The sequence below is a fragment of the Zeimonas arvi genome (genome assembly GCF_008039575.1).
Taxonomy (GTDB): Bacteria; Pseudomonadota; Gammaproteobacteria; order Burkholderiales; family Burkholderiaceae_E; genus Zeimonas; species Zeimonas arvi.
Map to the genome: position 1 here is coordinate 1 of NZ_VDUY01000002.1, position 12,402 is coordinate 12,402.

The 12,402-nt window shown below is 61.3% G+C and carries 10 protein-coding genes; 4 read left to right on the forward strand and 6 right to left on the reverse strand.

Going from position 1 to position 12,402, the window contains the following annotated elements; all coding sequences use genetic code 11:
* Positions 1–100: 100 nt before the first annotated feature.
* Positions 101–1,033 carry a hypothetical protein gene (locus tag FHP08_RS04440; protein ID WP_147703131.1) on the reverse strand — a complete coding sequence of 311 codons (933 nt, stop codon included), beginning with the start codon at positions 1,031–1,033 and terminating at the stop codon, positions 101–103.
* A 554-nt stretch (positions 1,034–1,587) separates the two neighbouring features.
* On the opposite strand from FHP08_RS04440, the gene FHP08_RS04445 reads away from it, so the two are divergent.
* The 4 genes from FHP08_RS04445 to FHP08_RS04460 all read left to right on the forward strand — a co-directional run bounded on the left by FHP08_RS04445 (position 1,588) and on the right by FHP08_RS04460 (position 4,568).
* The gene (locus FHP08_RS04445) at positions 1,588–2,340 is read left to right on the forward strand and encodes an NYN domain-containing protein (RefSeq protein WP_147703132.1); all 753 of its coding nucleotides are present in this window, start codon (positions 1,588–1,590) and stop codon (positions 2,338–2,340) included.
* Positions 2,341–2,414: 74 nt separating this feature from the next.
* Positions 2,415–2,642 (forward strand): hypothetical protein, encoded by a 228-nt coding sequence (locus FHP08_RS04450; RefSeq protein ID WP_147703133.1) that lies wholly within the window; start codon positions 2,415–2,417, stop codon positions 2,640–2,642.
* 7 nt (positions 2,643–2,649) lie between these two features.
* Positions 2,650–3,636 carry a hypothetical protein gene (locus FHP08_RS04455; protein ID WP_147703134.1) on the forward strand — a complete coding sequence of 329 codons (987 nt, stop codon included), beginning with the start codon at positions 2,650–2,652 and terminating at the stop codon, positions 3,634–3,636.
* Entirely contained in the window at positions 3,633–4,568 is a 936-nt protein-coding gene (locus FHP08_RS04460) for a hypothetical protein (RefSeq protein WP_147703135.1), read from the forward strand. Before FHP08_RS04455 ends, FHP08_RS04460 begins: the two co-directional genes overlap by 4 nt.
* A 243-nt stretch (positions 4,569–4,811) precedes the next feature.
* Here FHP08_RS04460 and FHP08_RS04465 read toward each other — a convergent pair whose 3' ends face one another.
* The 5 genes from FHP08_RS04465 to FHP08_RS04485 form a co-directional block, all read right to left on the reverse strand.
* Positions 4,812–5,483: an SOS response-associated peptidase gene (locus tag FHP08_RS04465; protein ID WP_147703136.1), complete on the reverse strand. Its 672-nt coding sequence runs from the start codon at positions 5,481–5,483 to the stop codon at positions 4,812–4,814.
* 1,010 nt (positions 5,484–6,493) lie between these two features.
* Positions 6,494–7,519 (reverse strand): AbiJ-NTD4 domain-containing protein, encoded by a 1,026-nt coding sequence (locus tag FHP08_RS18400; RefSeq protein ID WP_323808888.1) that lies wholly within the window; start codon positions 7,517–7,519, stop codon positions 6,494–6,496.
* 137 nt (positions 7,520–7,656) lie between these two features.
* Entirely contained in the window at positions 7,657–7,872 is a 216-nt protein-coding gene (locus FHP08_RS04475) for a hypothetical protein (protein WP_147703137.1), read from the reverse strand.
* 247 nt (positions 7,873–8,119) lie between these two features.
* Positions 8,120–11,242 carry a type I restriction endonuclease subunit R gene (locus tag FHP08_RS04480; protein ID WP_147703138.1) on the reverse strand — a complete coding sequence of 1,041 codons (3,123 nt, stop codon included), beginning with the start codon at positions 11,240–11,242 and terminating at the stop codon, positions 8,120–8,122.
* Positions 11,243–11,404: 162 nt separating this feature from the next.
* The gene (locus FHP08_RS04485; protein ID WP_147703139.1) at positions 11,405–12,214 is read right to left on the reverse strand and encodes a hypothetical protein; all 810 of its coding nucleotides are present in this window, start codon (positions 12,212–12,214) and stop codon (positions 11,405–11,407) included.
* Between the last annotated feature and the right edge of the window lie 188 nt (positions 12,215–12,402).

The following is a 12,402-nucleotide window of genomic DNA, read 5'->3' on the forward strand; positions in this document are numbered from 1 at the left end:
CGGCGCCGGCGGCGGCGATCCGGAAGTTCTACGGGATAAGTGTCCATGTGTCCGCATAAGAGTTACGCGGACACGAGGCTCCTATCTCAGGCGACTCGATTCAAGATGGGTTGCCCGGACGCATACGCCGCGCCTCCTCGCGCCGTGCCCGCTCAGCTTCTTCGGCGCGCTTGAGCTCGACGAAGGCGATGACCCCGGCGACCACCTCGCCCATGCGGTCCTCCAGGGGCTTGCGCTCGGTGTCGTTCCAGTTTCGCCCCCCGTACTTGTAGCCGACGGTGATTGTCAGCCGCCCGGTCGGGTTCGGATCGACACGAGGGATGTGGGGGTACGGGACCACCTCGCCGGTCAGGTACGAGTTGCCGTACCGCCTCCTGGCGCGAAGCTCGGTGCGCGTCGGCACGTGTTCGGTCCAGGTGACCTTCTCGGTGATCGTCAGCGGCACTTCAGCGCCGGCGGACTTCAGCACGGTCTCGCCGGCTTGGCTGTCGACGTGGACCGTGACATCCGAGACTTCGAGCGCCTTGATGAGCGTATCGACCAGCCGCAGCGCTCGGTCGAGGCTCTCGCGGCTCACCTCCAGGTGCAGCACCTCCTTCGGCGCGCTGCGCAGCCCCGGCGGGCTGTCCCACCCGTCGCGATGCTTCAGGCGCTTCGACGCCTCCCGAACGAGCGGGTGAGGGGCGACGAGATCGGCCGGGACCTCGATCTTTGGGTAGGACGCCTTGACCCGCTTCACTGTGTTGCGTGCCACCGTGCGCTTCTTGCGCTGCTCGGTCGAGAGGGGTGTGAGCGTGGTCGTGGCCGGCACCGAGGGCGGAAGGGCGGGCAGGGGCGGCCGCCCCATGATCCGTCCGGCCTTGACCTTCGCCCAGTACCCGCGGCTCGGGACCGGGATGGCGTACCGCTTGCAGAGCTTGGCCAGGCCGACATCCGAGAGTCCGTAGCGCTCGGCCACGACGGTCATCGGGTCGGTCCAGACCTCCGCGTATAGAGTCTCCCGTTCAACGGCATCGTCACTGCGCTCGGACATTCCTCTCGCTCCCCGGTTGAGTGGCTAGCCAGGGCAGTTTGATCGAGGGTGCGCAGGCGCTCAACGTCTGCCGCGGCAGTCTGGGGCGGGCTCTGTGGCTCCAGTTCCCGGGGGCGTCATCATCAGCCCCCGGCTCGCACGCGCTCCCACATCACGCACCCACCTTCGACCGAATTCGCGGGCCTGGCGCTGAGGCGGCCCAAAGCGTAGGCCGGGTGCTGTCGCGCAAGCCCCGCTTCGGCGGGGTTCCTGCTTTCGCATTCCCAGCGAATTGGGGCGCGTCGCGGGGCCTCAAATGGGTATCGCAGTTCGCGCGACCAACTTCGTGACTCGGTGTCTCTCACATACATCCGGAATGCTGTTTCGGGTCGACGACCCCGCACCGCATCGGCCACAGGCTACCGCCCATCCCCTACGGCCTGTTCCCACACGCTGAGATCGACGAGCCTGAAAGGCGTACGAACGCCGGTAAACCACCTTCGTCGACCTCACATGCACATGTATCGCGGCCTCCGGCCCGCCTTCCACACGCGCCTATCGGTAGGGCTGACGGCGTGAGCAATCACGCGATCGGAGGAGATGCGCGCGTCGCAGTACTCGTTGACTGCGACAACACGACTCCAGACATCCTGGAATACGGCCTGAGCATCGTTGCCCAGTTTGGGCGATTAGTGCTGCGCCGCGGCTACGGGAATCACGCGACGTTGGCGAACAAGTGGCAGGACGCGCTAGTCCGCCTGGCCTTCACGCCCTGCCTGCAATACCAGTACGCTGCTGGAAAGAACACGGCCGACATCGCGCTGGCGCTCGACGCATTGGAAGCGATGTTCGACTCGCGGGCTGACACATTCTGCCTTGTCACAAGCGACTCCGACTTCGCCCACCTCTGCCGGAAGCTTCGCGAACGTGGGGCGACCGTGCATATAGTCGGGGAGGCGAAGACGCCCGACGCCCTTCGGAATGCTAGCGACCAGTTCTTCGAATGGTTGCCAGCTGAATCGCCGGCCGAACCGGTAGACGCAGCAAAGCCGACGCCGGCAGCAGCCTCGAAACCTGTTGCCAAACGTCGCCCTAAGGCGGTCATCAACGCCGTGATGCTACTGGCTGCTGACACGCCGGATGGGCGTGTCGGGCTGGGCGCCTTAGGCCAATACATGAAGCGCACCGACCCCGGCTTCACGGCCAAGACATATGGGCACACGGCACTATCTGAGATGGTTCGTGCCTACCCGGAACTGGCCCTGACTCAGGAGAACGGGGGCTTCTGGGTCAGCCTCAAGGCAAAGGCAGGCACGACGACTGCGTGACCACCGTCCGCATTAACAACCCTCAATTGGCGCTGGCGGAGAAGAATTTTGCACGCAATCTCTGAGAGGACGCGATGTTCGAATCAGTGACACAGAGAGACCTGCGCACCCAGATGGAGCAGCACCTCCTGATGGTGGAAGAAGTACTGGGGGGGCTCGACCAGTTCGCGCAAGGGTTGGAGCGGCGTATCACCCGCATCGAGGAAGGTCTGGGGCTGGAACCGGAAGGCCTCTCCACAGCGGGCTGGGTAGCCGACTTGCAGCGCGTAAAGTCAGAGCTGGCCCGGTTGCGCAAGGCTTAACCCAATCATGATGCGCACCCCACCTTCCCGGGCGCTTGTGCAGTTAAGCCAGCGCTATGCACGGACCGATATTCCCGCGGGGGAGGCATTTCACGCTGCCTTTCGACGTTATCTCCGTGCCAACCGGGAATCGTTGCTGGACGTGACGGCGGCGGCGGCATCCGTACACATTGGGACACTCAGTAATCAGGAAGATGTCGATCCATTGCTATTGCGGGCCATCCGGGAAACCAATCCGTTGCTGGACGAATCCCGGCTGTTTGAAATGAACGATGAGGCACTGCAAGGCGCGGTCAACACCTCCAAGGGAAAATATTTCGAGCACCTGGTCGCGCAACGGCTCAATGCAGGGGAGCAGGTTGGGCCGTTGCTTCTGGAGCCAGGGCAGACTGCGGTGCTGGCGGAATCGATGACGCAACCGGGCTGGGACCTACGCATTCTGGATGCGAACGGCTCAGCAGTGGAATATCTGCAACTCAAGGCCACCGACAGCGTTGGTTACGTCCGCGCAGCGCTGGAGCGCTATCCGGACATCCAGATATTGGCCACTAACGAGGTCTCCGCCAGTGGCCTGGTAGTTGATAGCGGCATCTCCAATCAAGACTTGCGCGAAAAAGTGGGGAGCGCTGTCGAGGATCTTGACGAGTCGCTTGTGGAGGCCTTCCTTGAGCATTTTCATCTCTTGCTTCCGCTGGCTGCTGTCGCCCTGTATGAGGGGCGACGGCTTGCCATCGGGTCACAGTCATTGGACGAGTTCAAGCTGGCTTTGTCTAGACGTGGCCAACGTATCGTTGCCACACAAGCCGTCGGCGTAGCGGTCTATGCCTTGGATGGGGGCCTGCTGTCCATTCCAGCTGCTATTGCCGGAGGTCTGATTTTCGACCGAACCGTCAATCAGACGGGCCTTGCGGCGTCGTATGCGTCACATCGCGACAAGCTGATGGCTCTCCGGCTGCAACAACAAGAACGCGTACTTTCAAAGGAGCTGGCGTGAGCTTCTTCAATTTTCTGTCAAACACCCTGGGAACGGTGATAGGTGCCGTGTTGGATACCGTCACCGCGGTGGTGGAGACCGTGCGCGACGCTTACGACGCTTTTGTCGGCAAAGGGGGCGCGGTCAAGGAAGCCGCCGCGGATGAGTCTCGCCGCAAGCACGACCGCTTGCGCGAGGTCAACGACGAAATCATGCACTTGCGCAACAGGGCCCAGAGCAACGGCCGCCTCTCCGACCAGGAACGGCGGCGGTGGCAAGACTTGCGCCAGGAGCGCGACGACCTAATGCGGGTCCTCCATCACGCCAAGGAGGTCTCGGCCGCCGAGAAAATTCTCGACAACGAGGAACTGATTACGAAAGTTGAAGTCAACCTCGACACCACCCATGTGCTTCAGTACAACGTCTTTGCCGACTCCCTTGGAAAGGCGTGCCCCAAGTGCGCTCGGCAAATGAAGTTGCAGTGGCCTCGCGACCAACCCGTCCCCGGCCCCCGCGACTTTTTCTGGGGTTGCACTGGTTGGTATTTCGTGAGGGGAGGGATACGCGCCTGCAATCACAAGGAGCGATTGACGCGCTCGGACTATGCTCTGATGATGGATACGTCTGCGCCCGAGTTATCACTCACGGCGGATGAATTCGGCGAGATCGTGTCCAACCCAGGCACGGCTGAGATCGTCACCCAAAGAATCGATGATCTCAAGTCGGACCTGTCTCGGCGAAAGGAAGGGGTGGAGCTGGCGACTTGCCCTGTCCATGGCGAGCACATGGTGTTGAAAAAGAAGGGGAATCCGACGGGGTTGCTCGACACCTACTTTCTGGCCTGCCCTTACTGGTTGCCTTGGGACCAGGGCTGCGCATTCATCGAAAAATTGAAGTCGGGCTCACAACTTGCCGCGCTGCTGAAGTCGGAGACCGGTCGCGGCGTGCTCTGAAGCATATCGATCACCCAAAGCGTCATCATCCGCCCCCGGCTCGCGCTCCCACAGCACGCAGCCGCCCTCGGCTGGCCAGTGCCGTGCGATCTGATTCTCGCGCCCGCAGAGCGCCGTGCCGCAGTGGTGCTCGACGGCTATCAGCCAGTGGCAGTATCGGCAGGGGCGAGGAGCGGCGTGAGGTTGGAAGCCGGCCATCCCGACAGGATGGACGCGTCGAGGCTCAGGAGCTGAGCCTGCGGGCTACCCGCGGTGCGGCTTCATAAAAACCGGCCCGGCGTCAAACGCTTCGGGCGGCGGCACCCGCATCAGCTCCTCGGCCTCCTCGACGGTGCCCGCCAGCCACTGCTCGAAGTCGACGCGCTCGACCGGGATCACGCTGCGCTTGTCCTGCTGGTCCGCCGGCAGTGCCGGATCGGGCTTGTGCATGCGCCGCATCAACGGATGGTCGTCCGCGTTGATTGTCAGCATCGTGTAGCTCTCGTGGATCTCGCCCGTCGCGCGGTCGATCCAGGCATTCCACAGTCCGGCCAGGCCCCACGGTTCACCGTCGGTCCGTCGGAAGCGCCACCAGATGTTCTTGCCGCTCTCCCAGTTCGGCTCGTCGAACGACAGCGCCGGAATGATGCAGCGCTGACCGCGGGCCCATGGTGTTCGGTATGTGGGCTTTTCGGCGAGTTCCTCGCTGCGGGCGTTGTTCGTCGAGTAGCGGATGTCCGGCGACTTGGCGAAGTGCGGGATCAGCCCCCACCGGCCGACGACGAGCTCGCGACGACCGTCACGGTCGAGACGAACGAACGGGCCAGGCGCGCGAGGGAAAATCTCCGCGGGCCAGGGCGGCGTCGGGTTGCGCCGGCCGACCTCGAAGTACCGTTCGATCTCGGCCTGGTCGGGACTCACGTAGCGGTTGCACATCCATGCTCCTCCGGAGTTGATCCGTGCGCATCGGAAATCCGCAGGGTGGCGAACTTGTGGGGTCGGCGACCGGTGCCAGCTTCGGCACACATACACTCACACAATCCACGCTCTCTCGCTGACAGCCGGTCGATCGCCAACATTTCGTGGGGTAATCGCGCGCCTCTTCTCATCTGGGTACGCAGATGCAATTAGTCTCGACGTAAGGACAAGGAAGAATAATATGGAATCCGCTATTTTCGGCCTCATAGGTGTATTTATTGGAGCACTGCTTTCGGGCGCGAAGGAGTGGTGGTTTATTGCTCGGGGTAATCGGAAAGCAGCCGAGTATCTTTGTATACAGGTGACTACCCAACTTGAACGATTCGTAGATCAATGCGCAGAGGTCGTTGGGGACGACGGGCTAATCGACGGTGGATACGGTGAGGACGGGTGCAGAGAAGTGCAAGTACCAGCGCCTACCTTGGAGCTGGAGAATATTAATGTTGAATGGAAATCGCTACCGGCGAACCTCATGTATGAAATCTTGAACTTCCCATCCAAGATCCGCGCAGCGAGTCATAGCGTACGCGCTGAGTTCGAGTACAGCGCAGGGCCGCCTGACTACGAAGAGGGATTTGAGGAGCGTCAGTTTCAGTACGCTGCGCTCGGCATCGAGGCGGCTGACATTGCGAGCAGACTCCGAAAGTACGCAAGGCTCCCTAGCGAGAGGGCAGGAGCTGGGATGTGGGACCCAATCCACTACATGCAGGAACGGAAAGCTCGCATTGACCTGGACCGACAGAAGCGGGCTGCAAACTCGGCCGCAGAGTGACAATGCCAATGCCTCGCCACACTACTTCGTTGAGTTTGTGTAACGTGTCGTACGCTTTTGCTTTGCCCGATGCCTCGATTTTTGTGTGCTAGCCCCATTTCCACCAGTGGGGGCCGGTCACCCGCCTTGACCGAGAACGTAAACTGAACGAGGTGTATGGAGCGGCTCTTCGCATTTGCGTAGATGTTTGTCCCGGCTATAAGCGCTCGATTAGCGACTTGCACCAAGACATGGAGTTCGCGATAGCCCAGTCTGTTTGTTGGTTCGACAAGTTCGGCATGGGCTCCCCGCCGGGGCCATGGCCGAGCTGATTGCGTACCTTCGCGAAAAACGCTGCCAAGAGGTCTTTCTCCCATACATCGATGTAGCGCCTCCCGTTTCGCTCGCTCACAAGATTGTCAATATAGTTGGCAGCCCCTCTCTCGTGGCCGCGCGTCCAGCCCTTCTGTTCCGAGATGATCTTGATCACGCTCTCCAGCGCTTTTGCGGCGTAGAAGGCGGGATCTCGTCCCTCGGTGTCGCGACGATCGACCGCTTCCGCCATATCAATGCTCACGTTCTCCCACGGCTTGTCGGCCACAAGCTTCCAGAAAGGTTGTACGACCTCCAACTCTAGCTTTTCATCGGTCGTCAGCTGGATAAAACCATTGTGGTAGCTGACCGGAGCTCTGGCTAGACGGAAGCGCTCATTCAGTTCATTGCAGTACGCCGTGAAGGATGCACGAAGCATTTCATGGCTACGCTGTGCCGCTTGCTCGATATTTACATGGGATAATCCCCGTTTCCCTAGAAGTTCATAGGTCAAGCGTTCTCTAGATAAGGTGCCGTCACGTTCTCGGAACGCCAATTCAATAAAGCTTAAACGCTCCTTCATGAAGGAGTCTGGGTCACTACCCTCGGAGATATCTGCAAGCATCCATGACCTGCACACCATCTCCGTCGAGTACGTGCCGCTGATCCAGAATTTCTGCGGATTGTAGTAACCATAAGCGCGCGGCGACAACTCCTCAAGGCCCAATTCCATAGAAAGGCGTCGCTCCACGGAATCCCAGAGCTTCTTCGTGGACTCGTTTGGTTTGCCTTGGTGCCAGTAGGGCATAACCTGTTCTGCGACGTTTCGGAAGCATTGGACTAATAAAGCTCGTTCGGCGGCTCCAAACGTATTCCATATCCGGCGTCCGGCGTACCGATTTGCGAAAATGTCTGTAAGCATTCGTCCCATCTCTTTGCCGAAGAGGAAAGCTGTGGTGCGTCCCGAAATCCAGCAGGCGCTAGGTGGGGGTGACGCTGTCTAGGGGTGCGGACATGTCGAGGTGAGTGGAGTTGACGAAATTGAGCAAAACCTCTCCGCCTCGGGACCTAGAGTCGACGGCCTCGTGTCGCGTACACGCACACCGCCCACAACACGATCGGCACCAACATCAGGCCCGACGCCTCGTGCCCCCAGCTGATCCAGCCGTCGTACTCAGCCGCGCTGGTGATCGTGCCGAGCATGATCGAGTTCAGTGCCACGATCGAGACCGGGAGGGAGGCGAACCATCGGAAGGGCGTCTTCAGCTCAGTGCGTACGTTCACGAAATTGCTCGACGGGTCACGGCTCGCGTGCGACTCTAAGCAAAACTGGATTGGAATTTGGAATGGTTAAGTATTTGATTTATATAATCTATTCCATTCTTCCAATCTTAAGAAGTAGTAATAGAAAGGAAGGTATGAAGGGTAGGTATACATAGGGTGTTTCTATAGTAAGTTCCGATGCCACTTCGGAAGGAAGATCGGAAGGGCGATTTCGGGCATGTCGGCGTGACAACCGAGCTTCGCCGACTCAGCCCGGCCGGCTTTCCCCCCGCGCCCGCAGCGCCTCATACAGCTGCGCCGGCCCGAGCAGGATGTTCTTCAGGCCCGCCTGCACCTTCGTCGACCCGAGCGCCTGCTTGCTCATCGTTCCGTGCGCGGCCAGCGCATCCATGATCGCGTTCACCAGTTCCTGACCGAAGTCCGGCGAGTTCGCGAACTGCTCCTTCGTGTTGTTCGTGGCCTGCTGCACCAGGATCTCCGATTCGAGCAGCTTGCCCTTGAGCACGTTGTTCACGTAGACGAGCTTGTCGTCGTCGGTGAGCTCGCCCTCGAAGAGGTCGTTGACCTTCTCGATGATCTCGGCGAGCAGCACCTTCTCCTTTTCCTGCACCTCCCCGGCACCGGGCTCGGTCATCGGCTTGAGCTGGGCGGCATCCTGCGCGGTCAAGGGCAGGTCGCGCCGCCCCTGGTCTTTCAGCCGGTGATGGGTCAGCACGACCTTCGACAGGTCCACGCCCTCGCGCTCGCGGCCGAACTCCAGCAGCGGCAGCAGCCGCTTGTAGAAGATCGCTCGCTTCTCGATCGCGGTGTTGCCGTAGTCGAAGATCTGCGACAGGAAGGCGTAGACGCGCAGGAAGGCGCCCAGCTGGCGCTTGAAGAGGACCAGCGCGTTGAGCGCGTTTTGCGCCTCCTGCTCGGCCTTCGCGTCCTTCTTCGCCTGCGCCATCTTCAGCTCCGCCGTGGCGGCCTTGTAGCGCTTGAGCAGCCGGTCGGCTACCGGTTCGATCGCGGCCGACAGCTCGGCCTGGCTGGCTTTTGGGTTCAGCTCCACGGCCACGACCCGATCGACCTCGTAGTCGTCGTAGTGGCCGCTGGCGTCGAGCTTGGCCCGCAGGTCCAGCACCAGGTTCGGGTCGGTCACGCCGGACAGCTCGGCGGTCTCGTAGTAGACCTTGAAGGCTTCGAGCACGTCCTCGGGCTCGTTCACGAAGTCGAGGATGTAGGTGGTGTCCTTGCCGGGGTAGGCCCGGTTCAGGCGCGAGAGCGTCTGCACGGCCTGGATGCCGGCCAGCCGCTTGTCCACGTACATGCCGCAGAGAAGCGGCTGGTCGAAGCCGGTCTGGAACTTGTTCGCCACCAGCAGGATCTGGTACTCGTCGGTGGCGAAGGCCTCGCGCATCTCGCGGCCGTTCAGTTTCGGGTTCAGCGTCTTGCTGTTCTCGGTGAACGGGTCCGGGCCGGACTCCGGGTCGTTGACCTCGCCGGAGAAGGCCACCATCGTGCCGATGCCATAGCCCTGTGCCTTGATGTACTTCTCGATCGCGAGCTGCCAGCGCACCGCTTCGACGCGGCTGCCCACCACGACCATCGCCTTGGCCCGGCCGTTGAGCAGCGGGGCCACGTTCTCGCGGAAGTGCTCGACGACGATCTGGACCTTCTGCGCGATGTTGTAGGGGTGCAGACGCACCCAACGCAGGATGCCCTTGAGCGCCTCGCTGCGCTCGACGGCCTTTCCGTCGTACTCCTTGCCCTCGTTCGCGAGCTTGAAGGCGAGCTTGTAGGGCGTGTAGTTCTTCAGCACGTCGAGGATGAAGCCTTCCTCGATGGCCTGGCGCATGCTGTAGACGTGAAAGGGGGCGGGCAGGTTGCCGGGGCCAGCGGGCTGGCTCGGATCGGGCCGTCGACCGAACAACTCCAGCGTCTTGGCCTTCGGCGTGGCGGTGAAGGCCACGTAGGTGATGCCGGGCGCGGCGGCGCGAGCGGCCATCTGCGCGGCGAGCAGATCCTCGGCGGCGACCTCGCCGCCGTCCTCCAGCTCCTTCAGCTCATCGGTCGACAGGACTTCCTTCAGCTTGGCCGCGGCAGCGCCGGTCTGCGAGCTGTGCGCCTCGTCGGCGATCACCGCGAAGCGCTTGCCTTGGGTGGCGGCGAGCTCCTGCACTGCCTGGATCGCGAAGGGGAAGGTCTGGATCGTGCAGACGACGATCTTCTTGTCGCCCGATAGCGCCGTGGCTAGTTCGGCGCTCTTGCTGCCGGAATCGCCAGAGATCACGGCCACCACGCCGACTGTGCGCTGGAAGTCGAAGATCGCCTCCTGAAGCTGTGCGTCGAGCACGGTGCGGTCGCTGATGACCAGCACCGAGTCGAAGAGCTTCTTGTTCTCGGCGTCGTGCAGCTCGGAGAGGAAGTGCGCAGTCCAGGCGATCGAGTTGGTCTTGCCGGAGCCGGCCGAGTGCTGGATCAGGTACTTCTCGCCCGGCCCATCGGCGAGCACCGTGGCGACCAGTTTCCGGGTGCAGTCGAGCTGGTGGTAGCGGGGGAAGACGATCGAGGCGATCTGCTTCTTGCTGTCGCGCCGGACCACGAGGTAGCGGCCGAGGATCTCCAGCCAGCTGTCGCGCGCCCAGACGCTCTCCCACAGGTAGGCGGTGCGATGCCCCGTCGGGTTCACCGGGTTGCCGGCTCCGCCGTGGTCGCCCTGGTCGAAGGGCAGGAACTGGGTGGCCGGGCCGGCGAGCCGGGTCGTCATCCGGACCGCCTCGTTGCTGACCGCGAAGTGCACCAGCGCGCCGCGCGGGAAGTCGAGGAGCGGCTCGGGGGATGCCTGACCCTTCGGGCGCGGGTTGCGGTCGAAGCGGTACTGGTCCACCGCATCGTCGACCGACTGCGTGAACTGGCTCTTCAGCTCGGCGGTGGCGACCGGGATGCCGTTCACGAACAGCACGAGGTCGAGAGCGTTCTCGTTGTGCTGGGAGTAGTGGACCTGGCGCACCACCCGCAGGCGGTTGGCCGCGTAGCGGGTCTGAAGGTCCGGGTTCATCGCCAGGGCGGGCTTGAACTGGGCCAGGAAAATCGGCTCCCGCAGGTAGTGAAACTCGATGCCTCGCCTTAGCACTTCGAGCGTGCCGCGGTCGTCGAGCTGCTTGCGGACCCGGTCGAGGAGCGTGGCCTCGGCGGATGCGCCGTGGTTCTTGGTAAGAGCCTCCCAGGCTTTCGGCTGGGTCTGCTGGACCCAGGCGAGCAGGTCGGCCGGGAACAGGGCGCTGGCGCGGTCGTAGGCGGCGGCATCGCCCTCGGCGTACAGCCAGCCGTGCGCGGCCAGGTGGGCGCAGATGTCGTTCTCGAACTCGATCTCTTTGTGAATGGCCACGAATACTGTTCCCCTGACGGCCTTACAGCGCGAGGGCGTGCATACTGCCTCCACTCACACTGGGCACCTCGGAAAGTTCGGCATCTAATCGTCCGGATGTGGTCTGTGCGTCCGCGGCCGTCCCGATTAGATAGCAGGACTTTTTACCTAACCGCACGATTCCTATGCATCCGAGTTAAGACTCCTGATTAACTCTGAGACTATGAAAGTGGACATTTTCTCCAAGTCGGACGAGACAGTTTTACGCAAGGCTTGTTTTTGATCTTCACTCAACAGGTGGAACACTCTTTGAGGGATCGAAAACTCCCGCTCAAGAAATTCGAGCAATTCGTCATCGAAATTGTAGACATAATGTTCGTGCTCGACGCTTGCATCTAGGCCGTCATCTTCGATATCAATATCAACGGACGTTCGCTCCATGGCTCTGAAGTCATCGAGCAGATCGAAGCTGAATTTTCTAATCTGACCATCGTCGCAGAGATGCTCGCTTCCGGAGAAAATGGAGGCATACCACGGATGGTTGAACGTAGATAGGATGTATTCGGCGATGAGTTCCGGCCCTCCGCGCTTGATCCTTACGACCTGCGCCTTCTCCTCCGTACTTAATTGTCCGTCATGCGAGTCGCCCTCCGTGCCGTCGTCGTGGGCAAAAACGATGTAACTACGAGCATGGGGCAAGGTGGCAATTCGACCCACTTCGCGGATGAGATTGAAATTTTTCTCATAGCCTTTGCAGAATTCGAGTAACTGCTCGTCGTTCATCGTCCTGTGGTAATACCAGAGCAGCGAATATGTCAGGCCCGTGTGAGGCGGAATTGGATCAAGGAGGCCTGGTTGGTCAAGAAAAACGTCAGGCGAAAGCAGCGCGCCAGATCTACCCGTGATCACCAGGGAGCCGCCGTCCTTGTCGGCATAAAATGCTGGTACGTTATGTCCGAACCATCCGGTCTGAGAGTAGAGGTACACGAGCATGAATTGCTGTCGTTCGGAATTTAGGCCAAGTTTCACTAAGGCCTCCGGGGGCATTGAGTGTTCATGCGCTCGAGACGCCTCGCGCCGGGGTGCGGAACAGCTGCGGGGAAGAGGGGGGCATGCTCCGCGTCTCGTCAATTAAACGCACGGCATTGGCCATGGCGGCACTCGTGAGTGGGGGCGGGTGG

Bases quoted from the DNA above. Each gene is read 5' to 3' on its own strand.
- FHP08_RS04440 (WP_147703131.1), bottom strand. From the start codon at position 1,033: ATGTCCGAGCGCAGTGACGATGCCGTTGAACGGGAGACTCTATACGCG.
- FHP08_RS04450 (WP_147703133.1), top strand. From the start codon at position 2,415: ATGTTCGAATCAGTGACACAGAGAGACCTGCGCACCCAGATGGAGCAG.
- FHP08_RS04455 (WP_147703134.1), top strand. From the start codon at position 2,650: ATGATGCGCACCCCACCTTCCCGGGCGCTTGTGCAGTTAAGCCAGCGC.
- FHP08_RS04465 (WP_147703136.1), bottom strand. From the start codon at position 5,483: ATGTGCAACCGCTACGTGAGTCCCGACCAGGCCGAGATCGAACGGTAC.
- FHP08_RS18400 (WP_323808888.1), bottom strand. From the start codon at position 7,519: ATGGGACGAATGCTTACAGACATTTTCGCAAATCGGTACGCCGGACGC.
- FHP08_RS04485 (WP_147703139.1), bottom strand. From the start codon at position 12,214: ATGCTCGTGTACCTCTACTCTCAGACCGGATGGTTCGGACATAACGTA.